Annotated in this window: 23 protein-coding genes; 3 read left to right on the forward strand and 20 right to left on the reverse strand. The window is 69.3% G+C overall.

The genetic code is table 11. The features are described from left to right. Positions 1-135: 135 nt before the first annotated feature. Positions 136-3,960: a BTAD domain-containing putative transcriptional regulator gene (locus tag ABZ319_RS03055; protein ID WP_354984620.1), complete on the forward strand. Its 3,825-nt coding sequence runs from the start codon at positions 136-138 to the stop codon at positions 3,958-3,960. A gap of 93 nt (positions 3,961-4,053) precedes the next feature. Here ABZ319_RS03055 and ABZ319_RS03060 read toward each other — a convergent pair whose 3' ends face one another. The 4 genes from ABZ319_RS03060 to ABZ319_RS03075 form a co-directional block, all read right to left on the reverse strand. After that, positions 4,054-4,398, reverse strand: coding sequence for an Lsr2 family protein (locus ABZ319_RS03060; RefSeq protein WP_354984621.1), 345 nt, complete (start codon positions 4,396-4,398; stop codon positions 4,054-4,056). Positions 4,399-4,532: 134 nt separating this feature from the next. Further along, a complete protein-coding gene (locus ABZ319_RS03065) occupies positions 4,533-5,129 on the reverse strand; it encodes an Rv3235 family protein (RefSeq protein ID WP_354984684.1) in 597 nt (198 codons plus the stop codon). A 123-nt stretch (positions 5,130-5,252) separates the two neighbouring features. Continuing rightward, on the reverse strand, positions 5,253-5,897 hold the full coding sequence (locus ABZ319_RS03070; protein ID WP_354984622.1) for a hypothetical protein: 645 nt from the start codon (positions 5,895-5,897) through the stop codon (positions 5,253-5,255). Positions 5,898-5,922: 25 nt separating this feature from the next. After that, positions 5,923-7,416, reverse strand: a complete 1,494-nt coding sequence (locus ABZ319_RS03075) for an NAD(P)/FAD-dependent oxidoreductase (protein WP_354984623.1) — start codon at positions 7,414-7,416, stop codon at positions 5,923-5,925. A 70-nt stretch (positions 7,417-7,486) separates the two neighbouring features. Here ABZ319_RS03075 and ABZ319_RS03080 point away from each other — a divergent pair, with 70 nt between their 5' ends. Next, positions 7,487-8,503, forward strand: a complete 1,017-nt coding sequence (locus ABZ319_RS03080; protein WP_354984624.1) for an AraC family transcriptional regulator — start codon at positions 7,487-7,489, stop codon at positions 8,501-8,503. A gap of 22 nt (positions 8,504-8,525) precedes the next feature. Here the strand turns inward: ABZ319_RS03080 and ABZ319_RS03085 are convergent, their stop codons facing one another. The 10 genes from ABZ319_RS03085 to ABZ319_RS03130 form a co-directional block, all read right to left on the reverse strand. Beyond that, a complete protein-coding gene (locus ABZ319_RS03085; protein ID WP_354984625.1) occupies positions 8,526-9,338 on the reverse strand; it encodes a ketosteroid isomerase family protein in 813 nt (270 codons plus the stop codon). A 139-nt stretch (positions 9,339-9,477) separates the two neighbouring features. Further along, entirely contained in the window at positions 9,478-10,137 is a 660-nt protein-coding gene (locus ABZ319_RS03090) for a hypothetical protein (protein WP_354984626.1), read from the reverse strand. A 25-nt stretch (positions 10,138-10,162) separates the two neighbouring features. Then, positions 10,163-11,119 carry an MlaD family protein gene (locus ABZ319_RS03095; RefSeq protein ID WP_354984627.1) on the reverse strand — a complete coding sequence of 319 codons (957 nt, stop codon included), beginning with the start codon at positions 11,117-11,119 and terminating at the stop codon, positions 10,163-10,165. After that, a complete protein-coding gene (locus tag ABZ319_RS03100; RefSeq protein WP_354984628.1) occupies positions 11,116-12,180 on the reverse strand; it encodes an MlaD family protein in 1,065 nt (354 codons plus the stop codon). Before ABZ319_RS03100 ends, ABZ319_RS03095 begins: the two co-directional genes overlap by 4 nt. Next, positions 12,177-13,259: an MlaD family protein gene (locus ABZ319_RS03105; RefSeq protein ID WP_354984629.1), complete on the reverse strand. Its 1,083-nt coding sequence runs from the start codon at positions 13,257-13,259 to the stop codon at positions 12,177-12,179. Before ABZ319_RS03105 ends, ABZ319_RS03100 begins: the two co-directional genes overlap by 4 nt. Further along, positions 13,259-14,281: an MlaD family protein gene (locus ABZ319_RS03110; RefSeq protein ID WP_354984630.1), complete on the reverse strand. Its 1,023-nt coding sequence runs from the start codon at positions 14,279-14,281 to the stop codon at positions 13,259-13,261. Before ABZ319_RS03110 ends, ABZ319_RS03105 begins: the two co-directional genes overlap by 1 nt. Next, positions 14,278-15,276 (reverse strand): MlaD family protein, encoded by a 999-nt coding sequence (locus ABZ319_RS03115; protein ID WP_354984631.1) that lies wholly within the window; start codon positions 15,274-15,276, stop codon positions 14,278-14,280. Before ABZ319_RS03115 ends, ABZ319_RS03110 begins: the two co-directional genes overlap by 4 nt. Further along, positions 15,273-16,301 (reverse strand): MlaD family protein, encoded by a 1,029-nt coding sequence (locus ABZ319_RS03120; protein ID WP_354984632.1) that lies wholly within the window; start codon positions 16,299-16,301, stop codon positions 15,273-15,275. The genes ABZ319_RS03115 and ABZ319_RS03120 overlap by 4 nt, the downstream gene beginning before the upstream one ends. 3 nt (positions 16,302-16,304) lie before the next feature. Continuing rightward, the gene (locus ABZ319_RS03125) at positions 16,305-17,171 is read right to left on the reverse strand and encodes an ABC transporter permease (RefSeq protein ID WP_354984685.1); all 867 of its coding nucleotides are present in this window, start codon (positions 17,169-17,171) and stop codon (positions 16,305-16,307) included. Further along, positions 17,168-18,019, reverse strand: a complete 852-nt coding sequence (locus tag ABZ319_RS03130; RefSeq protein WP_354984633.1) for an ABC transporter permease — start codon at positions 18,017-18,019, stop codon at positions 17,168-17,170. Before ABZ319_RS03130 ends, ABZ319_RS03125 begins: the two co-directional genes overlap by 4 nt. Positions 18,020-18,475: 456 nt before the next feature. On the opposite strand from ABZ319_RS03130, the gene ABZ319_RS03135 reads away from it, so the two are divergent. Then, positions 18,476-18,691 (forward strand): nuclear transport factor 2 family protein, encoded by a 216-nt coding sequence (locus ABZ319_RS03135; RefSeq protein WP_354984634.1) that lies wholly within the window; start codon positions 18,476-18,478, stop codon positions 18,689-18,691. 3 nt (positions 18,692-18,694) lie between these two features. Here the strand turns inward: ABZ319_RS03135 and mnhG are convergent, their stop codons facing one another. From mnhG to ABZ319_RS03165, 6 genes are read right to left on the reverse strand one after another with little or no spacing between them, the layout of a single operon-like run. Beyond that, positions 18,695-19,021, reverse strand: a complete 327-nt coding sequence (mnhG, locus tag ABZ319_RS03140; protein WP_354984635.1) for a monovalent cation/H(+) antiporter subunit G — start codon at positions 19,019-19,021, stop codon at positions 18,695-18,697. Continuing rightward, entirely contained in the window at positions 19,018-19,281 is a 264-nt protein-coding gene (locus tag ABZ319_RS03145; RefSeq protein WP_354984636.1) for a monovalent cation/H+ antiporter complex subunit F, read from the reverse strand. The genes mnhG and ABZ319_RS03145 overlap by 4 nt, the downstream gene beginning before the upstream one ends. A gap of 4 nt (positions 19,282-19,285) precedes the next feature. Next, on the reverse strand, positions 19,286-19,813 hold the full coding sequence (locus ABZ319_RS03150) for a Na+/H+ antiporter subunit E (protein ID WP_354984637.1): 528 nt from the start codon (positions 19,811-19,813) through the stop codon (positions 19,286-19,288). Continuing rightward, positions 19,800-21,404, reverse strand: coding sequence for a Na+/H+ antiporter subunit D (locus ABZ319_RS03155; RefSeq protein WP_354984638.1), 1,605 nt, complete (start codon positions 21,402-21,404; stop codon positions 19,800-19,802). Before ABZ319_RS03155 ends, ABZ319_RS03150 begins: the two co-directional genes overlap by 14 nt. Beyond that, on the reverse strand, positions 21,401-21,784 hold the full coding sequence (locus ABZ319_RS03160) for a Na(+)/H(+) antiporter subunit C (protein ID WP_354984639.1): 384 nt from the start codon (positions 21,782-21,784) through the stop codon (positions 21,401-21,403). The genes ABZ319_RS03155 and ABZ319_RS03160 overlap by 4 nt, the downstream gene beginning before the upstream one ends. A 13-nt stretch (positions 21,785-21,797) precedes the next feature. After that, positions 21,798-24,641, reverse strand: coding sequence for a Na+/H+ antiporter subunit A (locus ABZ319_RS03165; RefSeq protein WP_354984640.1), 2,844 nt, complete (start codon positions 24,639-24,641; stop codon positions 21,798-21,800). Between the last annotated feature and the right edge of the window lie 141 nt (positions 24,642-24,782).

Consider the following 24,782-nt stretch of genomic DNA (forward strand, 5'->3'; position numbering starts at 1 on the left):
CATCCCTTGCCGTTCTTCGGCCGTAACTATTGAACAACTTTTCCGCAAACTTTTGGCATCTTCGACTTTTTGCGGGATAGTGCTCTTCTTGCGGCGAACGTCCAGTTGGCCGGCGAATCGGGAAGGGCGTTCGGAATGGCAGGGCCGGAGATCAGGGTGCTCGGCCCGCTGCACCTGTCGCTCGACGGCCACGACGCCCCACTGGGAACACCCATGCAGCGCGCGGTGCTCGGCCGCCTGGTCGTCGCCCGCGGCCAGGCCGTCACCACCGACAGACTGATCGATGACCTGTGGTCGGGGCAACCGCCACCGCGGGCCGCCGCGGTCCTGCAGGTGCATATCCACACCCTGCGACGGCTGCTGGAACCGCACCGCGCGCGCCGCGCGCCCGCCCGCTACATTGTGTCGGAATCGTCCGGATATGCGCTGCGGATAGCCGAAACCGCCGTGGATGCCTGGTATTTCGAACAGCGGTTGCGCGCGTATCAGGAACTCATCAGCAATCCCGCCGCCCGCCCGGATGCCGCCCGCCGGATCAGCGAACTGGACGCGGTACTCGGACACTGGCACGGACCCGCGCTCGAGGCATTCGCCGATACCGAATGGGCGGCCGCCGAAACCGACCGGCTCACCGATCTGCATCTGACCGCGATCGAGATGAACGCCCAGACCAAACTCGAACTCGAACGTTTCGGCGAAGTCGTCCTCGAACTCCGCGCACTCTTCGACGAACATCCCGGCCGCGAGGAACTCGTGCGACTGCTGGCCACCGCGCAATACCGCACCGGACAGCAATTGGAGGCGCTCACCACGATTCGCCGCTCCCGCGAATTCCTCGGCCGGGAATTCGGCGTCGACCCCGCACCCGCCGTGCGGCATTTGGAGAGCGCGATTCTCAATCACGCCACCGAACTGCGCGCGCCGCCGCACGCGCCCCGGTCCCCCGGGACGGCACGGCCGACCGCCGGAGCCGCCACCTCGACCCCCGCGGCCACCCATACGGCAAGTGCCGCAGCGCAACCGGCGGCGGGATTCGCCGGCACAGCCGCGCCGGAGCACCCCGCCGGCACCGGGTACACCGCCGAACTGGGCGAGTTGCTCGCCCTCGGCGAGAGTGTGCGCGCGGGCGGACTGCGCCTGGTCTGGATCACCGGCGAGGCGGGCCTCGGCAAGTCCACGCTCGCCGAGGCGGCGCTGGGCGCGCTGGCTGCCACCGGGTGGCAGGTCGCGATCGGCGGCTGCCCCGAGATAGACGGTGCGCCCCCGGCCTGGGCCTGGGCCGAGATACTGGACGCCGCAGCGGGTTTCGCCGGCGCGGTGGATGCCGGGACGCCGCCCGAGCCCGTTCCCGCGGACGCCTTCGGCATGTCCCGGACGCTGGCCGAGCGGTGTCACCGGGCCGGTGCGGCGGCGCCGGTGGCGCTGCTGCTGGAGGACGTGCATCGCGCCGACACCGCCACCCTGCAGGTGCTGCGCCAGCTCGCGAGCTGGCTGCGCGACGAGCCGGTGCTCGTCCTGCTCACCACGCGCAGATCGGAAGCCGTTCCGGGGGTGCACAATACGGCGGCCGCGCTGGCGCCGCAGACCGCGCTGCGGCTCCGGCTCAGCGGACTGGACCCCGAGGGCACCCGGCAGGTAGCCAGGGCCGCGGGGCTGGCTCCGGTGGACGAAGACCTGGTGCACCGCCTGCACCGGCGCACCGGCGGAAACCCGCTGTTCGTCCGGGAACTGGCGAAACTGCTGGCCGCGCACGGCGACCTGGAGCAGGTACCCGAATCGATCCGCGAACTCATCGACGATCGCGTCGCGCGCCTGCCCGCGGGCGTCACCGAGGTGCTGCGCCACATCGCCATCTGGGGCACCGGAATCGAACTGGGGACGCTCAGCTCGATCTCGGGTGTGACGCGGGACGCGCTGATCGATCTGGTGACCGCCGCCGAGACGGCCGGCCTGGTCGGCGCCCGGGGTTCGGGGCGCATCGACTTCGAGCACACCCTGATTCGGGACGCGGTGTACCTGGGTATCCCGGCGCTGCGCCGCGGTCGCATGCACTGGGCGGCCCTCGAACTCCTGGCGGCCCCGGCGGCCGCGCACGCCCGGCCCGCCCCGGACCCCGAAGTGCTGGCCCGGCACGCCTTCCTCGGCGCGACCCCCGAAACCGCCTGGCATGCCATCGAATACGTCCGAGTGGCGGCCCGGCACAGAATGAAGCACCGCATGCGCAGCGAGACCGTCCGGCTCCTGCGATCGGCGGTGCAGCTGCACGAACTCGCCGGGCACACCGGCGAATACGCCGCGCGCCGCGACCGCGTGGCCCTGCTCGAGCTGCGCTGCACCCTGGTGACCGCACTCGCCTACGACAACCGGCACGGCGAGGCTCGCGCCGAACGCCTGCGCGCGCTCACCATGGCCGAGGAACTCGGCGACGACGAGCTGCTGCACGCCGCCCTGACCAGCTGGCGGGTGCCGGTCATCTGGGCCATCCGCGAGTGGCGCGACCCGGATCACCGTGTCCGCCAAGCTCTTTCGCGCGCCCTCGCGAGCCTCGACGCCCTTCCGCCGCAGGCCGCGGACCGAGCCGGCGCCACCGCGGCGAACCGGACAGCGGCAACCGACCACTTCAAGGCAACCGAGCACGTCACAGCAGCCGATCACACCAAAGCCGCCGCCCACACCACGGCAACCGAACGCACCACAGAGCCCGACCACACCACGGCAACCGAACGCACCACAGAGCCCGACCAGATCGCAGGGACCGCTGACACCGTGGCAACCGGCTACACCACCACGGACGAGCCCGCCGCCGGCGCGGAACTCGCGTCGGCTTCCGGGAATTCGGCCGCCGCGCTCGTGGCCGACGCGGCCGCGAGCGTGTACCCCGCGGGCGGCACAGCGCGCCGCGGACCGCACTCGAAGCAGGACGCGGGCGGGCAGACCAGCCCGGCCGGGGAGTTCTCCGCGGCGGTGAACCCTGCCGGATCGATCGCGAAGAGCGAAGTGGCGGTGCGGCTTCGGATCGCGGCGTCGTTCGAGGCGGGGCTGGAGGAGTACGGCGCGGGGCAGGCACTCGCGCGCGAGGCACTCGCGCTGGCGCGCGAACTCGGCGACGCGGAACTGGTGTGCGCGGCGATCAACGCGCTGACCTATGTCGAGTTCGACTACGACGCGGAGTTCGTCGCGCTGACCACCGAGATGGAACGGGTGGCGGAGGCGGCGGGGCTGACCGACTACCGGGCACTGGCGCACTATCAGGGGTACCGGGTCGCGGTGGCGCGCATCGATCTTCGCGAAGCCGGGCGGCGGGCGGCGCACACCCTCGAATGCGCGGACGAGGGCCAGTTGCAGCCGCTGCTGGACATGGTCGGCTGCTTCGCCGCCACCATGGAGCTGCTGCGCGGCGAGGTCACCGCGGCCGAGCGGTTGTACGAGCAGTTCGGCAGGCGGATACGACGTTCGGGCAGCACCAACGCCACCGAGTCGGAGTTGTTCTGCGCCATGGCGATCGGCTGGGCGCGCGGGAATCTCTCGGGGCTGGTGGACCGGATCGCCGCGAGCCACGCCGAACTCCCGAGCGTGATGGCGCAGCCGTACGCACTGGCGCTGGTGCACGCGGATCGCGTGGACGCGGCGCGGGCGGTCTTCGAGCGCACCGATCCGCGGCACGACGGACCGTACCCGGTGCTGATGTCGGCGCTGCGGGCCCATACCGCGATCGCGCTGGGCAATACCGACTCGATTCGAACGCTCTACGAATTTCTATTGCCGCATACCGGCACGGTCATCGGCGTCGAAACCGGGATGGCGTCCTTCGGGCCCATGGACGCGGTACTGGCAGCGCTCGCCGACGCGGCCGGCGACTCGGGCGCGGGGGACGTACATCGCGAACAGGCGAGCGGACTGCTGGAACGAATCCGGGCGGAACTGCCGCGCGCCGGAGATTCGCCACTGCGTGCCGCGTAAATAAGCGCTGGTGGAACCTCTTTATAAGGCCGGAGCCGGTACCCATCGGGCACCGGCTCCGGCCGAATTTCACTACGGGATTTTCCCGTTATTTTACTTCGAGCGCTGGTACGCCTCGACGATCTCCGCGGGGATACGTCCCCGGGAGGACACCTGATGCCCCTGGGCCCGTGCCCACTCACGGATCGCGGTGCTCTCCTCGCGATCCACCGCCGGACGGGTACGCCCACCCGCCACGGCGACCTTGCGCTGCTTGGAGCGCCCCACCTTGCGGGCCTTCTCGGTCCACGCTTCCAGCGACTCCCGCAACTTACCGGCGTTCTTGATCGACAGGTCGATCTCGTAATCCATCCCGTCGATCGAGAAAAAGACGGTTTCGTCGGCCTTCGATTCGCCGTCGTAGTCGTCAACCAGAGTTACGGTGACTTTCTTCGCCATGGACTGCCCTTCCACGTAGAGGTGCCGCTATTCGCCGAAATGCTAATGCCATGACTGGAAGGTTTCAAACCAGGCACGTTTGGAATTACCCGAGATCAGACTATTCTGCTATTACCGCGCAGACCAGACGGTCTTCAGCACACCCGGAATGCGGTCAACCGCCACCCCGAACGACCGCGAACAATACGCGCCGCAAGGGCGAAATGTCTGATTCCTCGATCGTATGCGGCACACACTTCCGCCCACCGCGAGTCCGACATGATCACATCCACCCTGGTGAGGGTCGCGCCGCCGAGTTCACGCCCGGGCGCCGCCCCCGTGCTCGCCAGCGTGCTCAATGCGGCGATCACGGGAGGCTCGGCCAGCGGGCGCAACTGCGCCGGAGAACGGCGGCCGTCCAGCACCTCCAGGGCCACGCGCAGCACGGCACGGGCGAATTGCCGTGCGCCGGTGTGCGCTTCGCCGGAAGTGACCGATTTCGCAGGCTGCGAAGGCGTTATTGCCCGTTGTAGCGCAACGGCTCCGGGACGTGCATCCACCGTTTTTCGTATGACGCCATTGCGACAGGAGACCGGGCGCGTATGCGACACCGAATGGCCGCGCACCATTGTTTGCCAATGTGTTGCGCACGTGGGTAAATCGGCCGTCCAGTATTCGGCGGCGACACCGCCGAGCGCCAGCGGCGGCTCCAACCCCGGTGCGCGGGACAGGAATCCACCGTCCGAACCCATGGCCACCCCCGGTCGTTCCTCGGCTGCCGTGCTCTCTCGAACCCATCCTCGGACACGACCCGCCGCGGGCGCGGGCGAGCGCGGACCTCGCACTCCCCCGGAAGGCGCTGCCCGCCGGGCGAATCAGCGCAGCAGCGCCAGCCTGCCCGCGAAATCGGTGGGCAGATACAGCACCGGGCTGGTCGTCCAGAGCTGTCCGGAGTACGGATCGTAGTGATTCGGCATGGCCACGCCCGCCGGCGCGAAGGCGTCGAAGCCGTGCGCGGCCGTGGTGCGGGTGGCACGCCACAGATGGTCGGCGAAAGCCACCACCGCCGCGCGGTCACCGGCGACCGCACCGCCCCGGACCTCGGCGATCTTGGCCGCTACCCCGTCGGTGGAGAGGTAGACGAGCGTGCCGTCCGCGGCCCGATCCGGATCGATGGCGACGACATCGGTCATGCCGTACGCGGACCGCAGCACCTCGGCGATCTCGGTCTGCGCGTAGACCGGAATGCGGCGATCCCCGCGCGCGGCGACCACGGCGGCAGCGAGTTCGGTGTTGACCGGCCCCGGCTCGCCGACGGTGCGGGCCGGATCGACGCCCGCGGGAACGCGATTGCCGAAGCTGTACGCGACGATGAGCGTCGCGGACTCGGCCGGGGCCGCGGGCACCGTCCACAGATCGGCGACAGCGGGCGGCGGGGCGGCCGGGCCGGCGGTCGCCACGGCCGCCGAGCCCAGCAGCGCGGCCGCCACCAGGGGCACTAACTTCCAGGTGGAACTCATACGCCCGATGCTAGCCAGGGGTGTCTCAAACCTGCTGCAGGGCCTTGCCGGCGGTCACCGGGCGCAGTGTCTTGCGCAGGTCGGTACGCATGGTGGTGGCCGCGTCGATCAGGTAGTTCTGGCGCACCTGCCACGGATGCCGGTCACCCTGGCGCGGGAACTGCCCGATGGACCGCTGGATGTACCCCGAGGCCAGATCCAGCAGCGGCCGCTCGCGCAGCTCCCGATCCGGTTGCGGCACAACGGCGCTGTAGCCTTGCCGATCCATGAAGCCCAGGATGCGGCACACCAGCCGCGAGGACAGGTCCGCGCGCAGGGTCCAGGAGGCGTTGGTGTAGCCGATGCACACCGCGAAATTGGGCACGCCGGTGAGCATGGTGCCCTGCCAGACGAACTCCTCGGCCAGCTGTACCGGAACCCCGTCCACCCGCAGCTCGATGCCGCCGAAGGCCAGCAGCTGCAGGCCGGTGGCGGTGACCACCACGTCGGTCTCGAGGACCCGGCCCGACTTCAGGCGAATGCCCTCGGGCACAAAGCTTTCGATGTGATCGGTGACGACCTCGGCCCGGCCCTTGCGCATGGCCTTGAAGAAATCGGCGTCCGGCACCGCGCACAGCCGCTGGTCCCACGGGTCGTACTCCGGGGTGAAGTGCTCGGCGACGAGGTCCCGGTCCTTCAGGATGCGGGTGGTGAGCCCGGTCAGCAGCTTGCGCGCGGCCTCGGGCCGGCGGCGGCAGTACTGATAGAAGCCGATGTTGAACAGGATGTTCTTGGTGCGGATGACCCGGTGCGCGAGCTTCGGGGGCAGTTTCTCCCGAATGCTGTCCGCGAGCTTGTCCCGGCCCGGCACCGCCGAGATCCAGGTGGGACTGCGCTGGAGCATGGTGACCCGCTCGGCCTGCTCGGCCATCGCCGGCACCAGCGTGACCGCGGTTGCGCCGCTGCCGATGACCACGACCTTCTTACCGGTGTAATCCAGGTCGGCGGGCCAGAACTGGGGGTGCACGACGGTGCCGGCGAACTCGGCCAGGCCGGGGAATTCCGGCGCGTGGCCGCGGTCGTAGTCGTAGTAGCCCGCGCAGGAGTAGAGGAATCCGCAGGTGAGAGTGCGCAGTTCGACGGTGTCCCCGGTGCGCTGCTCCAGGGTCAGCTCCCAGTGCGAGGCGGCGCTGTCCCATTCGGCGCCGACCACCTTGGTACCGAAGCGGATGTGCCGGTCGATGCCGTTCTCGCGGGCGGTCTCCTCGATATAGCTCAGGATGGACGGCCCGTCGGCGATGGACTTGGCCGCGACCCAGGGCTTGAACGGGTAGCCCAGGGTGAACATGTCCGAGTCCGAGCGCACGCCCGGGTAGCGGAACAGGTCCCAGGTGCCGCCGAGGGCGGCGCGGCTCTCCAGCACGGCGTAGCTGCGGCCCGGGTGCTCGGTCTGCAGACGATAGGCCGCGCCGATGCCGGACAGTCCGGCTCCGACTATCACGACATCGAGGTGTTCGGCGGGGGTTGTCGCGGCGTTCATGTCTTCCAGTCTGGGACGGCCGTCCGGTCCATTCTTGACTCTGGGCGACAAGTATTTGATTCTGTACGACATGTCGGTCATTCGATCCGCCGGATTGCGCGGATTCCGCGCGACGGTCAGCGAGCTGGGCGGAGATCCGGAAGAGCTGGCCACCCTGTGCGGACTGCCGATCGAAGCCCTGGACACCGACGATCTGCTGGTTCCGGACCAAGCCGTGGGCGCGGTCATGGAACTGGCCGCCCATCGGCTGCACTGCCCGGATCTGGGCCTGCGCATCTCACGCCGCCAGGACCTGGACATGCTCGGCCCGCTCGCGCTGGCCATTCGCAACTCCCCCACCCTGGCCGACGTCCTGGACTGCACCTCGCGCTACCTGTTCGTGCACGCGCGCTCGCTCAGCCTCACCATGGGACCGGACCCCTACGGCGATCGCGGCGTCATCGCGCTGCGGTACACAGTCACCCAGCCCGGTCTGCCCATCCCCGTCCAGGGCACCGATGTCGGTCTCGCGTTCGTGCACCACACGATCGCGCGGCTCGCCGAACCGCGCTACGGGCTGCGCTCGGTCGAACTGCCGTACCGGCCCGCCGCGCCCATCGCGGTGTACGAGGAATTCTTCGGCGCGCCGGTGCGGATCGAGCGGCCGGTGGCGCTGCTGCGCGTGCCCGCGTCACTGGCCACGCGCGCACTGTCGGGCGGCGACGAGAATCTGCATCAGCTCGCCATGGCGTTCCTGTCCCGCCAATCCGGCGGCGCGGCCGCGGCGCTCACCCCGCGGGTACGCACCACGCTGCAGAAGCTGCTCGGCACCACCGCGCCCGAAATCGACGCTGTCGCACGGCTGCTCACCCTGCACCCGCGCACGCTGCAACGCCGGCTCGCGGCCGAGGGCACCTCGTTCGCGACCCTGCTGGACGAGGTGCGGCGCGGGGAGGCCCGGCGCTACCTGACCACCACCGACATCCCCCTGGGTCAGGTGGCCTCGCTGGTCGGGCTGTCCGAACAGTCGACCTTCACCCGGTGCTGCCGACGCTGGTGGGGCGCAACGCCATCGGCGATCCGGCGCGGCAGCGCCGCCCCGAACTGACCACCGGGCCCGGCGCCCCGGTTCACAACTGGCGACTCGGCACGAACACCCGCACGCCGCTGATCCGAGCGCCGCGCTCGGTGAAGTCGAGCTGTGCGATGCCGCGACCCTCCCGGGTCTCCACGCTGGCGGTGACATTGCGCCCGGCCGCCAGCGGCTTGCTCCAGCGCAGCCCCTTGGCGCGAAGGGTGAAGTCCTCCAGGGACATCCGCTCGTCACCGGCCCACGACAGTTGCGGCACCGGCGCCAGCGCCGCGTGCGCGCCCGCGACCTCGCCGCGGCCGATGGCGTCCAGCAGCCGGGCCGCGGCCTGCTTGCCCGCCTTGCCGACGCTGCTCATCCCCTTCATGAAAGCCAGTGCGCCGCCGACGCCCTGATTGCTCACCAGCTGCGGACCGAGCTTCGCGCCGGCCAGCAGGCCCTGCGCGCCCGAACCCATCAGCTGGGCGATCATGCCCGGCAGTTCCCAATGCGCGCGCAGCGCACGGATTTTCAGCACGCCGTCGACCTCGGCCAGGTCGTAGCGCAGGTGCATGGGCACGTGCAGGGTGACGCCGGTGGACATGGTGGTGGCGATGCTCAGATCCCGGAAGACCGTCATACCGCAGACGACGTCATTGGCGACGTCGAAGGCGATGCCGTTGGGCGCGATGAAGGTGTCGTAGAAACGCTCGATGGCCGCGCGGCCGATGTGCGGGCGCGAGCCCACCGGATCCTCGACACTGCCGTTGTCGGCGAACAACCCCACCCAGGCGGCGCGGTCGTGCACGCCTACGGCCTGCGGTGAGGCTTCGACGGTCGCCAGCAGTTCGGCGGCAGTGGGATTCGCGGGCACGGTTCCTCCAGGTGATCAGCAAGCGCGCGCGATGATACCGGCCGTCCCGTACCCCGGTCCCGGGAACGGGACCGGACGTGTGCGGCACCACTTTCCGCGCCACGGCCGTCCGGGCCCTGCCGCTCGGACCGCGCCGCCGCTACTGCTTGGGGAGTGCGAGGTTGCCGCCCACGTCGGTGATATTCCAGTTCTGCGCCGGATCGATGGTGACGTTGTAGGTCACCGTGGTCTGCACGCCGTCCGGATTCTGGGCGTTGGTCGAGGTGACGTTCAGGAAGACGTTGACCTGGTAGCGGCCGTTGTCGTGGGTGGCGACCTTGGCCGCGACCGGGGTGGCGCTCGAGGTCCACTTCAGCGGGACCAGGATCTCCTGGAGCTTGGGCGCGGTGGCGTCGAACTTGGCGGCCAGCGCCGGGCTGGTGTTGGCCTTGAGCCGGCCGTTCCAGGCATTCAGGTCGGTGAAGTCGATGTTCGAGGCGCCCACCGCGTAGTCGGTCGCGACCTGCTCGGCGTGCCGGGCATCGTTCGCGGCGGCCTCGTTCGAGGCGAGGTCGTGCCGAGCGGAGAGCCACAGTGCGGTGGTGGTGAAGAGCGCGCCGATCAGGACCACGGCGGCGGCCGCCAGGCCCAGCGTGGAGAGCTTCAGCTGCACGGTCTTCGCCGCCGGAGCGGGCGCCGCCGCCGGCTCGGCGGCGGGCTTGCCCAGGTTCACCGGGGCAGCCTCGGGGGCGGCTCCGGCGGATGCCACCGACTCGGATTCGCCGGCGCCGGGGCGCTTCGGATCGGTGTCCTGGGACATCCGTGTTCTCCTTCTTCGGGTACTGCTACTTGACGTTGACCTGCACGCGCACCGCGCTCTCGCCGGTGGCCGCGAGGGCCTGCGAGATCAGGGCGCTGATATCGAGCTGGGGGCCCGTGGTGCGCGCGGCATCCGCGAGCGGCTGCAATTGGGGCGCGAGGCTGTTCAATTCGGGACCGGCTGCCCGCAACCAGTCGGTCAGCTTCGCCAGGAAGGGCGCCAGACCATTGCTGTCCACATACGACTGCGGTCCGGGGGTCTGGTCGACCAGTCTACCGACAGCGTTGACCAGCTCTTCCAGAGACCGAGTGAACTGCAACAACGCGGGGGCAGCGGCCGCGGTGGCCGCACCGATGCCGTCCATGTTCGAGGCGGCAGCCTGGAAGCTGTTCAGTAGCTGAGCAATCTTCGGTTCCCGGCTCATGATCGCCGAGGCCAGCAGATCACCGGCGCGCGTGAGCTGGGGCATCACGCTCTCGGTGCCGTCGAAGGCCGCGCCCAGGGTGCTCGCGAGCGAGGCGGCGACCTTCGGGTCGAGCTGATTCATGACCTGGGTCAGCTGACGCGACACCTCGGGAATCGACAGCGGGGACTTGATGGTGGCGGTGTCCAGGCGCTGACCGTCGCGCAGATAGGGACCGGCGCCGGTCTTGGGCCGGATCTCCACGTAGGGCTCGCCCAGCGCCGAGAGCTGCTCGATGCTGATCACGCTGTCGGTCGGCACGCGGCGGTCGGCGTCGACCCGGAAGCCGACCTCCACCCCGCTCGCGGTACCCGCCACCGAGGTGATCTGCCCGACCCGCATGCCGGTGAGCAGAATCGGCGAACCGACGCTGAGACCGCCGGAATCGGCCAGCACCATCGAGGCGTGCGTGAACTCGGCGAACGGATCCGCGCGCACCACACCGAAAGTCAGGTACCCCGCACCCACCACCGTGACGGCGGCGATACCGCCGAGCGAGGCCAGCGATCCCCACTTCATCGCACCGCTCCGATCATGCGCAGGGTCGAGACGATATTTCCGACCTGGTCGTCCTTGGCCACCGAATCCACCCGCACCCCGGTGACATTCACCTTCGGGCCGCGTTCCACGAAGGGAATCAGCTTGTCGCGCAACAGCGCGACGAGCAGCGACAGATTCGAGGGAACCGAGGTGTCGAGCGGGCGGCCCGAGAGCGCCAGCGGCACGAAGGCCTGCGCGGCGCCGTCGGCCGCGGTCACCACCGGCGTCAGCCACGGCAGCGCGCCGCCGATCTGCCCCAGCGCGGTGAAGATCTGGGCCACACCGCGAATCGACTCGGTCGCGCCGGTCATGGCGTCCACCGACTGCTGACTCAGCTCGTGATCGAGGAAGTCCGCGCGGTCGTGCAGCACCTGGGCGTTGGTGCCCAGGCCCTCGAGCAGGGAGTCGATCGCGTCCAGATTCGCTGACAGATCCACGGCGTTGGCCGCCGCGTTCTGCGCGATGCGCTCGGTCTCGCCAGGATCGGCGGGCAACACGGTGTTGAACCGATTGATGATGTCCTGCAACTGATTCACCGCGCCGCCCTGGGTGAACGCGGCCAGCGCGGCCATGGTGTCCTCGAGCTGCACCGGCGGGCGGGTGCGCTCCTGCGCGATGGTGCCGCCGTCGGCAAGCAGCTGCCCGAAGCCGTCGGTCGGCGTGGTCAGGGCCAGGTGGATGTCGCCGAGCACGGTGTTCTGGCGCAGTTCGGCGACGGTGGTCGCGGGCAGCCGCACATCGGTCGAGATGTCGGCGTCGACCACCACGTAGCCGCCGCGGCCGCCGCCGGCACGCACCGAATCCACCACGCGCACACCGGCTACCGAACCGACCTGCGCGCCGTTGGCGATCACCTTGGCGCGGGCGGGCAGGTTGAGCACGTTGGCGAACTCGATGTGCACCCGGTAGGTGGGGCCCGAGACCGTGGTGCCGGGGACCGGCACCGACGACGGGTCGAAGGCGCAGCCGCCGACGCCCGCGAGCAGTCCGGCGGTGAGCACCGCGGCGCCCGCGCGCCGCTGCCAAGTTCGAATTGTCATCGCGCACCTGCCATGTCGAGCACCAGCGGCACCAGCGGCACGTTCACCATGCCGTCGGCGGAATTCGTGCACGCGCCCGGGGTCAGGGCGTTCACCGCGGCGCACACCCGTTCGGCCTCGGGCACGGGCAGCGCCGCGCGGGGTGAGCCGTAGGTGACGCCGTCACCCATGACCGACCGCGCGGCGCCGGTCAGCACCGGAAGTTTGAGCATGATCTCCGAGATCGACCCGACGTTGGCGCGCAGCAGGCGCACCAGCGGCAGGGTGTCGTCCAGGGCCCGCATGATCGGATCACCGGCGATGGTGACCAGGTCGTTGAGCATGGGCAGCGCCCGGCCGAGGCTGTCGATCAATTCCGCGCCGGGACCGAGCAATTCGGTGCTCGCGTTGTTCAGCGCGGGCGCCAGGCGCAGCAGCATGGAGCGCAGATCGCCCCAGTGCTGCTCCACCTTCACCCCGACCGAGGCGAAGGCGTCGAAGATGCCCGCCAGGTGCCCGATGTCCGCGTCGGGCGCGGCCAGCGCCGACCCGAGCTTCTTGACGATCTCGTTGATCTGCGGCCCCGCCCCCGCGGTCGCGGTGTCCAGCCCGGCCAGCCCGTGCTCGAGCGCGTTCGGGGAGTCGGCGGCCTGCAGCTGCGCGGACAGATCCGCGATGGCGGTCAGCGTCTCGGTGATGCTCTTGGGCGTCAGCGTCTTGTCGATGCATCGGCTCGAATCCCATTGCGCGGCATTCTTGCCGCTGAACAGCACCGCCAGATTGCGGTCCGCCACAATGGAATCGGCGACGGTCGTGGCCGCGGCGTCGGCGTAGACCGGGTACTTCGCGTCCACCGAGAACGCGACCTTGACCTTGGCCCCCTCGGCGGCGATGGAATCCACCGTGCCCACCGCGATGCCGCGCATCGTCACCTTGTTGCCGACGTAGAGGCCGACCGCGTCCGGCATGAGGGCGCAATAGGATTGGGTCTTCTTCATGGGGTCGAAGTAGACGAAGTAGCCGACCGTGGCCAGCACCGCCACCAGGACCGCGCCCGCGACCGACATGAACGCCTGCGAGCCGAGCATGCGCTTGAACATCAGCAGTCCTTTCCGGGCACCGGCACGCACACCGGCGGCACGGTCACCGTCTGCTGCGACTGATCGACGTGCACGCCGTCCGCGGGGATGACGAGTTCGGCGAACCTGTGCTGCAGGCTCTGCGCGGCGGCCAGGGTGGGCTCGAAACGCCTTCCCAGCTCTTCCAATTGGTCGATCGCGTCGGTGAGTTTGGTCTTCAGCGACTCATCCCAGGCGGGTTGGGCGCCGGCCAGCCGGGCCACGACGCCGCCGAGCAGGCGCAGCGCCTCGGCCATCTCGGTGTGCTTGTCCTCGAGCACGGTGACCAGCAGGTTCGCGTTGTCCATGAGTCGGCCCAGATCGGATTTGGCGCCGTCGTACATGGTCACGTACTCGTCTGCCACCGCGACGGCGTTGGACACCTGGGTGCGCTGGCGTTCGAGCATGTCCACGTAGGCGCCCACGGTCGACAGGGTGGTGCGCAGGCTGTCGGGCGCGGCCGCGAACGAATCGCCCAGCGCGGCCAGATTGCGGTTGAGGCTGTTGCCGTCGAGCGCGGCGAGCGGAGCCGCCGCGTCCTGGAACGTCTGAACCAGGCTGTAGGGCAGGCGAACTCGATCCGCCGGGATGGCCGAGGACCCCAGTTCCCGCTCCCCCGCCGGGAATACCGCGACGTAGTGGCCGCCGACGATGGTCAGCATGCGAATGTCCAGGGAGGTCTGATCGCCCAGGAAGACATCCGAATCCACGGTGAAGGTCATGATCACGCGATCGGGTTTCAGCTCCAGCGTTTTCACCTCGCCGACCGAGATGCCGGCGATGCGCACGTCGTCGCCGATCTTCACCGACTGCGCCTCGGACAGCTCGGCGGTGTAGGTCTGCTTGCCGAACGGCACCACGAACAGCACCCCGACCGCGACCAGCGCCACGACCAGCAGGGCCGCGCCGATCACGCCGCGGCGCAACTCGCGCTTCTTGCGGGTGCCGTCGTCGATGACCAGATCCTCGCGCCGCAGCGCGTCGCGCAGGCGCGCCACACTCATCCCTTGCATATCGCCACCCGCTGTCCCGAGATCAGCACCTGCACCAGCTCCGGCAGTTCGGCATTGCCCTTGGCGCACACCGGTTTCCAGCCGGTGGCGTTGGCGGGCGCGGCGGCGTCGGCGGCGGTGAGCACCGCGGGCAGCCGCCCGAACACCTCGACCGCTTCCGCGGCATCCGGGAAGATCTGCCGGATCAGCGCGTCCACGTCGTTGCCGCTGGTGATGCCGAGCGTGCGCAGCAGATTGTCGATGGGCCCGAGCACAGACGGCGCGGTCATGGCGAAGTGCGCCAGCCCGCCGATGTTCGCCTGCAGCGCTTCGAAGATGTCGCTGAGCCGGGCCAGCAGCGGCACCAGGTAGTGCACCCGTCCGCTCAGCCGGTCGTCCAGATCGGACATGTTGCGAATCAGCGTGCCGATCACCTGCTGCCGGTTCTCCACGTGCGCGGCGAGCTTGCCGATCGCGTCCATGGCCGGGCCGATACCGCTGCCATCGCCCTCGATCAGCGCGACCATGCTGGCGCTGAACTGATTGATGGACTCCGGGGAAATGGTGGCCAGCACCGGCTTCAGGCCGTTGAACAGGCTCGTCACGTCGAAGGACGGCACGGTGCGATCGGTGCCGATCCGCGAGTCCGCGGCCAGGCGGTTCCCGGGCGCGGGCTGCTGCTGCAGATCGATGTACCGCTGTCCCGTGAGGTTCTGGTAGCGAATGGCCAGTGTGCTGTTGTCGTAGATCGGGGCATCGGTCTTGACCGAGAGCCGCACCAGCGCCTGCGCACCGGCGAGCTCGATGTCCTTGATCTTGCCGACCTGCACGCCGTACATGCGCACGTCGTCCCCGACCTTGAGGCCGTTGGCGTCGGTGAACAGGGCCTCGTGGTTTTCGGTGTCCCCGGAGACCGGCCGCGAAATGGCCGTGAGCACCAGGGACAGCACCACCCCGATCACCGCGGCGAACAGACCCAGCCGCCAGGCCGCACCCTTGACGGTCATCGCACACCTCCCAGCAGCGGCACCGCGACCGCGGGCACGCCGCGCAGATCGACCTCGAGATTCAGCACCGGTCCCTGCCCGTCGTCGGGCATGGCGGCGTGCAGGCGCTGCAGCAGCGTGCGCAGTTCGGCCGCGGATTGCTGTGGGCGCGGCAGCATCTGGGCCAGCATCGTGAGCACCGGCGCGAGCATGTCGGTGAGACCGGACAATTCGGTCCCCGCGGTGCCGAGGGTGCCCGCCAGCGTGGGCAGCAGCTGCTGGGTGACGATGGCCAGGCCCGCGTCGTACTGCGCCCGATCGCGCTGCAGGCGCTGCATGCTCAGGATCATGTCGACCGATTGCACGGTGGCCCCGGCGAACCGGCCGCCGCCGTCGAACGCGGGGCCGAGTTCGCCCAGCAGTCGCGACAGCGGCATCGTCTGGTTGTCCGCGATCGTGCGGGTCGCGGTGATGAGCGCCTGCGCCAGCGGCATGAGCGCCTCGGTGTCGGCCGCGGCCTGCGCGATGACCGAGGCCATCTGCGGGGTCAGCACCGAATCGCCGACCTGCGACGCGCTGCGCAGGATCGAACCCATGGTGGCGTCGTAGACGGCGCTCGCCCGGGCGCCGGTCAGATCGATGAGCGCGCCCGCGCGCAGCGGCGAACCGCCGGGCCCGCGGCGCAGATCGATCTCACTGATGCCGAACAGGTTCGCGGGCGCGTAATCCACCCGCAGGCTGTCGTCCAGCCCGAACAGCCCGGCATCGTCCAGGCGCAGATCGATGCGCTGGGTGCCGTGCTCGTCCGGGGTGATGTCGGTGACCTTGCCGACCAGCACGCCGTTCATGCGCACATCGGTGCCGACGAGCACGCCGTCGCCGATCTGCTCGGTGCGCAGCGTGACCGCAAGGCCCACTTCGGCTTTCTGCGAGCGGTACAGCGCCCAGCTCGCGGCGACCGCGAGCACCAGCGCCACCGCGATGGCTCCGACGGCCATGGATCGCTTGCGATCCACGGCGACGCCGGGCATTCCGTAGTTCGGCATCCCCTACCCCGTGAACGTGATGGCCGAGTTGAATCCCCACAGCCCGAGCGAGAGCACCATGTCCAGGGCGATGATCGCCACCGAACTCGCGCGTACCGCTCTACCCGAGGCGATGCCCACGCCCTCCGGGCCGCCGGTGGCGAAGAACCCGTAGTAGCAGTGGATCAGGATCACGACGACGGCGAAGATGGCCACCTTCACCACCGCCGCGATCACATCGAAGCCGGAGACGAACTGGAAGAAGTAATGGTCGTACACGCCCGCCGACGACCCGTGCACCAGCGTGATCAGGCCACGGCAGGACAGGTACGACAGGATGAGCGCGATGAGGAAGGTCGGGATGATCGCGACCGCGCCGGCCAGCACGCGCGTGGTGACCACGAACGGCACCGAGCGCAGGCCGAGCGATTCGATCGCGTCGATCTCCTCCGAGATGCGCATGGAACCGATCTCGGCGGTCATGCGGCAGCCCGCCTGCGCGGCGAAACCGATGGCCGCGGCGATGGGCGCGAGCTCACGCGTGGTGGCGTAGGCCGAGACCAGGCCCGTCACCGGGCCCATGCCCAGCATGTCCAGGGTCGCGAAGGACTCCACGGCCACCGAGGCGCCCATGACCATGCCGAGCACGATCATCATCGGCACGGTCCCGCCGCCCACGATGATCGAGCCGCGGCCCCAGGTCATGTTGGTGATGGCGCGCATGGTCTCGTCGCGATAGCGCTTGAGCGTCAACGGAATCGACGAGAGCACCTGCCAGACGAAGGCGAGCACGAAGCCCAGGCCCTCGACGCGGCGCAGCAGCAGCCCCCGGCGATGGTAGAAGCGCGCGGCCCAGTGCAGTCCCTTCGGGACGTAGGTCGCGGACATCAGGCCAGCCTCGTGGGCAGGAACATGGCGGTGATCTGCGTGGCGACCAGGTTCACGGTCACGATGGAGACCACCGAGAGCACGACGGCGGCGTTCACCGCGTCGGCGACCCCGCGCGGGCCGCCCTTGGCCTCGAGCCCGCGCTGGCAGGCGATGATCACCACGATGAAGCCGAAGATGACCGCCTTGAACAGCGAGATCCACACGTCGGCGGTGGTGGTGAAGGAGCCGAAGGTGGCCCAGTAGCTGCCGGGCGTCACGTTCTGGCCGCCGATGGCGACCACGTACCCGGCCAGCACGCCGACGAAGATGATGAGCACGTTCAGCAGCGGGGCGACCACCAGCATGGCGACCATGCGCGGGATGACCAGGCGATGAATCGGGCTGATACCCATGGTGTTCAGCGCGTCGATCTCTTCGCGAATGGTGCGCGCGCCCAGGTCCGCGGCCAGCGCGGCCGCGCCCGCTCCGCCCAGCAGGAAGCCGGTGGCCAGGGGCGCGCCCTGCTTGATGACGCCGAGGCCGCCGGTCGCGCCGAGCAGCGAGTCCGCGCCGAGGGTGTGAATGAGGTTGCCGACCTGGACCGAGACGATCACGCCGAACGGGATCGCCATCAGGATGGCCGGGATCGCGGTGACCGTCACCAGTCGCCACGCCTGCAGGATGGCTTCTTTCCACTGGAACTGCCCGCGCGCGATATCGCCGAACGTGCCCGTCACCGCTTCCTGTGCGATGCCCGCGGCGCGGCCGAAGGTGCGCAGCGAGGCCACCGCGGTGCCGGAGAAGTTGTCGCGCACGATGCGGACGGCCGAGGTCTTGCGTACGCGCTGGCCCGGCAAGGTCCGGGTCATCCGCTGACCGAGGTTCGCGAAGATTCCACGGGACGACGCGGGACTGCTGCAACGAGACGTCGGAGCCGACGCCGGGTGACGAGGTTCAAATCTTCTTCTCCGTGATCGGCAACACTGCCTGCCATCAAAGCTAATGGTTACGCCCGGTTACAACAAATCGGCTCCAGGTGTGATGCAGACCTCTAAGTTACCTACCAGTACCCCTGGCTACACTCCCGTTCAGCGGACATTTCCGCGATGTGACCTGGGATTCTGTAACGTGTTATCAGACCGAAACAGCTATGAATGCGGCCTCTACCGCCCTCGTGGCGAACTCCCCGCGCACCCGCTTCGGGCCGTCCGGCCATACCCAACCGTGAAATTAGTGAACTGGCAGCAATCGGAAAAACGGGCACCGGAACCGCGGGTTCGCACCGAACCCACGCGCAGTTCACACCCGGGGTGTTCACTGACCCCGTGGACAACACCGTGTCGGCGATTCTCCGCGCCGTCGACGCCGACGACTGGACGAGCTTCGCGAATCTGGTGCACCCGTACGTGCACTGGACCGAGGACGGCATCACCACGCGCGGGCGTACCCGGGTCATGGCCCTGCTCTCGGGCCGCGAGGGCGTCAGGCCACCGGACAGCTACGAATTCCGCGACGGCCGCGTCTACCGCTGGAACGCGTGAGCCTCACTCGCCGGACTTGTCGATCGGGCGCAGTTCACCGCGATTCGAGTTCTCGCGGTAGGCGGTTCGGCCGAGCAGGTGCCCGATCACCGGCGCGGTCAGCATCGTGAACGGGATGACCAGGATGATCATCCACATGTCGCGGTGATCGCGAATCTCGATCGCGGTGCCGGACAGCACCAGCACCAGCCCGACCACCTGCGGCTTGCTGGCCGCGTGCATGCGCATGAGGGAGTCGGGGAATCGGACGATGCCGATGGCCGCGGTCAGCGCCAGCACCGAGCCGGACAGGATCAGGATCGCCGAGAGCCAGGTCAGCAGGGTCGTCATCGGTCGTCACTCACCCGGAAACGCGTGACCGCCGCCGAACCGAGGAAGCCGACCAGGGACAGCGCCACGATCGCGGGCACCACGGTGGTGTTGCGACTGAACGCCGCGTAGGTCGCCAGCCCGCAGGACGCGATGGCCATGAGCGAATCGATGCCCAGCACCCGGTCCAGGGTGGAGGGGCCCGCCAGAATGCGGTAGCTGGTGATGATGGCCGCGGCGACCAGCAATACCGCGGCAATGACAGCGACTACGGGTGCCATCGGATCACTTCCTGACCGGTCGGGGAATCGGGCGCTCGAAGGCCGCGATCAGCATCTGCTCGACCCGCAGCGCCTGGGTGTAGAAACTGCGCACCGTCGCCGCACTGCCGACGTCCAGGACGTGCACCTCGGCCAGGCACGCCTTGCGATCCAGCTCCAGCACCATGGTGCCCGGAATCAGGTTCATGACGTCGGCCCACAGCACCAGCACCAGGTCCGAATCGGTGGTCAGGCCGATGCGCAGCACCCCGGAAACCGGTGGCGGCGAAGGCCGTATCGCGTACCAGGCCACCTGCACGCTGGACAGCAACGCGTAATACGTACTGACGGCGATCAATTCGATCAGCGGCAGCAACCGCAGCCTGCCCGAGACCGGCAGGCGCGGCAGCGGCAGCCCGAACACGATCACGAAGCCGATCACAAGTCCCGCAAGCAGATTGGCGGCGGTCAGATCGCCCCACAGCGCCGTGTAGACCACCGCGAGCCAGCCGATCAGGCCGATCCGGATCACGCTCGAACTATCGATCCGCATCGGCGTCACCTCCCAGCACCGCGGTGACGTACACCGAGGGATCGTGCAGATCCGCGGCGGCGCGATCGGCGATGCCCAGGATCGGGCCGGCGAAGATCGTCAAGCTCAGGCTCACCGCCACCAGCGCGCCGGTGGACAACACCATCAGCGCGGGAATCCGGCCGGGATCCACGCGGTCGTCCCAGCTCACATCGGTCGTGTCCTCGATGAGCGTCGGGGTCCGGGCGGCGGCGAGATGGCCCTCGGGAGCCTGGGAACGCGGGCGCCAGAACGCTTTCGACCACATGCGCGCGACGACGTACAGCGTGAGCAGACTCGTCAGCACCGAACCGCCGACCAGCACCCAGGCCAGCACGCTGCCGTCCAGCACGCCCGCGCGCAACAGCGCGACCTTGCCGATGAAACCCGAGAACGGCGGTATGCCACCGAGATTCAGCGCCGGGATCAGGAACAGCACGGCCAGAACCGGACTCGCCGCGGCCAGCCCGCCGAGCCGGCGCAGCGAGGTGGACCCGCCCTGCCGCTCGATCAGACCGGCCACCAGGAACAGGGCCGTCTGCACCAGAATGTGGTGCGCGACGTAGTAGACCGCACCGGCCAGACCGGCCTGCGAGGTCAGCCCGATACCGAACACCATGTAGCCGATGTGGCTGACCAGGGTGAACGAGAGCACGCGGCGAATGTCGTTCTGCGCGATGGCGCCCAGGATGCCGACCAGCATGGTGAGCAGGCCGCTGACCATGAGCAGCGCGTTCAGGCCGCCGTCGGGGAACCACAGCGTGTAGGTGCGGATGATGGCGTAGACGCCGACCTTGGTCAGCAGGCCCGCGAACACCGCGGTGACCGGCGCGGGCGCGGTCGGATAGGAGTCCGGCAGCCAGTTCGACAGCGGGAAGATCGCGGCCTTGACGCCGAACGCGACCAGCAGCACGGCGAAGGCCGCGGTGCGGATGCCGTCGGGCACGACGCCGGTGCGCTCGGCGATCTGTGCCATGTTCAGGGTGCCCACCGTCGCGTAGATGAGGGCGATGCCGATCAGGAAGATCAGCGAGGACAACATCGAGACGAGCACGTAGGTGACGCCCGCGCGAATGCGCTCGGTGGTCGCGCCCACGGTGAGCAGCACGTACGAGGCGGCGAGCAGAATCTCGAAGCCGACGTACAGATTGAACAGGTCACCGGCCAGGAACGCGCCCGAGATGCCCGCCGTCAGAATGAGATACGTGGGCCGGTAGATCGAGGTGGGCTGATCGTCGCCGCTGTCGCGCAGGCGCTGACCGGAGCCGTACAGCGAGACCGACAGCAGCACGATCGCCGAGACCAGCAGCATGGCCGCCGATAATCGATCCACCACCAGCGTGATACCGATCGGGAAGTCCCAGCCGCCGACCTGCAGCGCCACGGTGCCGTGCTGATCGGCCAGCATCAGCAGCAGGGCGCTGATGACGACCTGGGCGGCCAGAGCCGAAAGCATGACGGCGCGTTGCAGATTGGGCATGCGCCCGAAGACCAGGGTGGCCGCCGCGGCCAGCAGCGGCACCAGCACCGGGAGCGGGGCCAGTACGCGGATGAGGTCCGGTGAAACGTTCAATCTTCCGGGTCCTCTCCGTCGCGCCGGGTGGCCACCTCGGCGTCGGCCTCGTCGACCTGGACGTCTTCGGTCGTGGTGAGCATGTAGGCGCGATAGGACAGCGCCAGCACGAACGCCGCCAGGCCCATGGTGATGACGATCGAGGTGAGCACCATGGCCTGGGCCAGCGGGTCCGCCATCTCGGTGTCGGTGGCGTCGGTCGCGCCGCGGATGGGCGGTGCGCCGTCGGGCCCGCCCACCGCGAGCAGCAGCAGGTTCACGGCGTTGCCCACCAGGATCATGCCCAGCAGCATCTTCGAGATGGCGCGTTCGAGGATGAGGTAGACCCCGCACGCGGTCAGCACGCCGATCAGGATCAGCAGCGTCAGATTGGGGCTCATCGCGCTCGGCCGCTCATGCTCGGGAACCTTCCGTCGCCGTCTCGGATTCGTCGTCGGTGGTGTCGCCGAGTTCCATGTCCAGGCGCGCGCCCAGACTGCGCAGCACGTCGAGCACCAGGCCGACGACGATCAGGTAGACGCCCAGATCGAAGAACAGCGCGGTCACCAATTTGATCTGCCCGAAGACCGGCAGGGTGAACTCGATGATCGCCGAGGACAGCGGCGGCGCGCCCAGCAGCAGGGAGGTGGTGGCGGTGCCCGCGGCCAGGGTCAGGCCCGCGCCGAGCAGGTGCCCGGCGTCCACCGGCAGCGCCTCGCCCAGTTCGTACCGGCCGCCGGCCAGGTAGCGCAGGGTCAGCGCCAAGCCGGCGATGAGCCCGCCCGCGAAGCCGCCGCCGGGGGCGTTGTGACCGGCGAAGAAGAAGTAGACCGAGAGCACCATGATGGTCGGGAACACCAGGCGGGTGGTGAGCTGCAGGACCATGGACCGCTTCTCGCTGGCCACGAGCCTGCCCGCGGGCAGCCAGCTCGGCAGGTCGGGGTTGTAGTCGGGCGAGTCCGCGGCGCGCGGAGCAGCGCCGTAGCGGCGATTGCGGAAGACCAGGGACGCGACACCCGTGGCGGCCACGATCAGCACCGAGACCTCGCCGAGGGTGTCCCACGCGCGGATGTCGACCAGCAGGACGTTGACCGCGTTCTTGCCGCCGCCGCCCTCGTAGGCGGCGGCCGGGATCAGATGCCAGATCGGTTCGGCGGTGCGGGCCGCGATGGCGAATCCCGCGAGCACCGCGACCGTCACGCCGACGCCGGCCGCGAGCAGCGCCCGGCGGACCTTGAAGCTGGCGGTGCGGCTCTCCTCGATCTCGGCGGGGAAGGCGCGCAGCACCAGAACGAACACCACCAGGGTGAGGGTCTCCACCAGCCCCTGGGTCAGGCCCAGATCGGGCGCGCCGTGCATCGCGAACAGCACGCCCGAGCCGTAGCCGGTGACGCCCACGACGAGCACGCTGGCGAGGCGGTTGCGCAGCACCGTGGCGCTGATCGCCATCGCGACCATGATCGCCCCGATCGCCAGCTGCAACGGCGAATCCCACAGGCGCAGTTCGACTCCCGTGCGAGTGCCGGTCGCCAGGATCACCGCGGGCAGCACCACCATGGTGCCCAGGATGGTGGCCTGGCTCAGCGGCAGCGAACCGCGCTGCACCGATCCGGTCATGCGCAGGGAGATGCGGTCCATGCCGCGCAGGGTGGCGTCGTAGACGCGGTCCGCGTTGCCCAGCAGCGAACGGGTGGACTCACCGCCGCGGCCGAAGTACTGGAAGATCGCGGCGCCGGCGGCGATGATGCCCGCGGTGAGCGCCAGCGGGACCGTGACGCCGTGCCAGAGCGCGAGGTGCTCGGGGACCGCCCCGGGCAGGGTCTCGGCATAGGGCCGGATGAGCCCGTCGACCCAGGGCGCCGCGAGACCGCCCAGCAGGCCGGCGAGCGCGGTCACCGCGGCGGGCGCGAGGAACAGCGCGCCGGGCCGATGCCAGTCGGCGAAGCCGAGACCGTCCGTGGCGGGCTTGGCGGCGAAAGCGCCCCAGATGAAGCGCGCGCTGTACGCGACGGTCAGGGTGGAACCGGCTACGACACCGGCGCACAACAGGATTCGGCTGATGCCGGTGAGATTCCCGGCGTCCAGGATCGCGCCGAGCGCGGCCTCCTTGCCGACGAATCCGAGCAGTACCGGCAGGCCCGCCATGCTCAGCGCGGCCAGCAGCGCGATGCCGAACAGCGCCGGCTCGCGCCGCCCGATCCCCGATAGTCGCCGCAGGTCGCGGGTACCCGCGCTGTGATCGACGATGCCGACCACCATGAACAGGCACGCCTTGAACAGCGAGTGCGCCACCACGAGCGTCATACCGGCCAGCGCCGCGCCGGGGGTGCCGATGCCGACCAGCAGCACCAGGAAGCCGAGCTGACTGACCGTGCCGAACGCCAGCACCAGTTTCAGGTCGGTGACCTGGAGGGCACGAATTCCGGCCAGCACCATGGTCGTCACGCCCAGCCCGAGCACGAGCGGGTGCCACAGCGGTGACTCCGAGAAGACCGGGGCCAGCCGGGCCACCAGGTACACACCGGCTTTCACCATGGCGGCGGCGTGCAGGTAGGCGCTCACCGGGGTCGGGGCGGCCATGGCGCCGGGCAGCCAGAAGTGCAGCGGGATCAGCGCGGACTTGCTCAGCGCGCCCACCAGAACCAGGACCACCGCGACATCGACGGCCGTGCCGGTGGGCACGTCGCTCGCCGCCAGCAGATCCGAGAGCAGGTAGCTGCCGTAGGCCTCGCCCAGGATGACGACGCCGACCAGCATGGCCAGCCCGCCCGCGCCGGTGACCAGCAGCGCCTGAATGGCGGCGCGGCGGCTGTCCGGGCGGTCGGCGTAGTGGCCGACCAGCAGGAACGACAGCACGGTCGTCAGTTCCCAGAAGGTGAACAGCAGCAGCATGTTGTCGCTGGTGACGAGGCCGAACATGACGCAGGCGAAGGCCGTGAGCAGCCCCGCGAACGCACCGAGGCGAGGTTCGTCGTTCTCGAAGTATCTGGCGCAGTAGGCCAGGATGAGCGCACCGACGCCGAGCACCAGACTGGCCATGATCGCGGCCAGCGAATCGAAGCGGAGATCGATGTTCATCCCGATCTCGGGCGCCCACTCGATCCGAACCTGTTGCGTGGAGCCCCAATTCGCGATGACCCACAGCAGTCCCGCGGCGGGGACGAGCGCCAGACCGAAGAAAGCGTCGCGACCGAAGACCCGGACGCACCACGGCGCAGCCAGCGCGGCGAACGCGAGTGCGAGCAGGACTGGCAGCAAATTGGCTCCGATGGTCGGCGGTACGTCGACGGGAAGTCGAGAGGATCCTATCCAAATTCGGACATCGCCCTGAAATCGCGCTGGTGAGACGCCCCGGCGCGTCGCCCGCGGGCACGGCCCGGCGGCACCCCCGCCCACCGG

Origin of the sequence: Nocardia sp. NPDC005978 (assembly GCF_040614455.1) — a bacterium.
Lineage (GTDB): Bacteria > Actinomycetota > Actinomycetes > Mycobacteriales > Mycobacteriaceae > Nocardia.

What these genes read in the sequence shown, in the direction of transcription:
- ABZ319_RS03100 (WP_354984628.1), bottom strand. Translation starts at nt 12,180, where the DNA reads ATGACAATTCGAACTTGGCAGCGGCGCGCGGGCGCCGCGGTGCTCACC.
- ABZ319_RS03070 (WP_354984622.1), bottom strand. Translation starts at nt 5,897, where the DNA reads ATGAGTTCCACCTGGAAGTTAGTGCCCCTGGTGGCGGCCGCGCTGCTG.
- ABZ319_RS03090 (WP_354984626.1), bottom strand. Translation starts at nt 10,137, where the DNA reads ATGTCCCAGGACACCGATCCGAAGCGCCCCGGCGCCGGCGAATCCGAG.
- ABZ319_RS03130 (WP_354984633.1), bottom strand. Translation starts at nt 18,019, where the DNA reads ATGACCCGGACCTTGCCGGGCCAGCGCGTACGCAAGACCTCGGCCGTC.
- ABZ319_RS03060 (WP_354984621.1), bottom strand. Translation starts at nt 4,398, where the DNA reads ATGGCGAAGAAAGTCACCGTAACTCTGGTTGACGACTACGACGGCGAA.
- ABZ319_RS03145 (WP_354984636.1), bottom strand. Translation starts at nt 19,281, where the DNA reads ATGGCACCCGTAGTCGCTGTCATTGCCGCGGTATTGCTGGTCGCCGCG.
- ABZ319_RS03110 (WP_354984630.1), bottom strand. Translation starts at nt 14,281, where the DNA reads ATGAGTGTGGCGCGCCTGCGCGACGCGCTGCGGCGCGAGGATCTGGTC.
- mnhG (WP_354984635.1), bottom strand. Translation starts at nt 19,021, where the DNA reads ATGACGACCCTGCTGACCTGGCTCTCGGCGATCCTGATCCTGTCCGGC.
- ABZ319_RS03080 (WP_354984624.1), top strand. Translation starts at nt 7,487, where the DNA reads ATGTCGGTCATTCGATCCGCCGGATTGCGCGGATTCCGCGCGACGGTC.
- ABZ319_RS03105 (WP_354984629.1), bottom strand. Translation starts at nt 13,259, where the DNA reads ATGTTCAAGCGCATGCTCGGCTCGCAGGCGTTCATGTCGGTCGCGGGC.
- ABZ319_RS03055 (WP_354984620.1), top strand. Translation starts at nt 136, where the DNA reads ATGGCAGGGCCGGAGATCAGGGTGCTCGGCCCGCTGCACCTGTCGCTC.
- ABZ319_RS03120 (WP_354984632.1), bottom strand. Translation starts at nt 16,301, where the DNA reads ATGCCGAACTACGGAATGCCCGGCGTCGCCGTGGATCGCAAGCGATCC.
- ABZ319_RS03065 (WP_354984684.1), bottom strand. Translation starts at nt 5,129, where the DNA reads ATGGGTTCGGACGGTGGATTCCTGTCCCGCGCACCGGGGTTGGAGCCG.
- ABZ319_RS03115 (WP_354984631.1), bottom strand. Translation starts at nt 15,276, where the DNA reads ATGACCGTCAAGGGTGCGGCCTGGCGGCTGGGTCTGTTCGCCGCGGTG.
- ABZ319_RS03095 (WP_354984627.1), bottom strand. Translation starts at nt 11,119, where the DNA reads ATGAAGTGGGGATCGCTGGCCTCGCTCGGCGGTATCGCCGCCGTCACG.
- ABZ319_RS03075 (WP_354984623.1), bottom strand. Translation starts at nt 7,416, where the DNA reads ATGAACGCCGCGACAACCCCCGCCGAACACCTCGATGTCGTGATAGTC.
- ABZ319_RS03160 (WP_354984639.1), bottom strand. Translation starts at nt 21,784, where the DNA reads ATGAGCCCCAATCTGACGCTGCTGATCCTGATCGGCGTGCTGACCGCG.
- ABZ319_RS03150 (WP_354984637.1), bottom strand. Translation starts at nt 19,813, where the DNA reads ATGCGGATCGATAGTTCGAGCGTGATCCGGATCGGCCTGATCGGCTGG.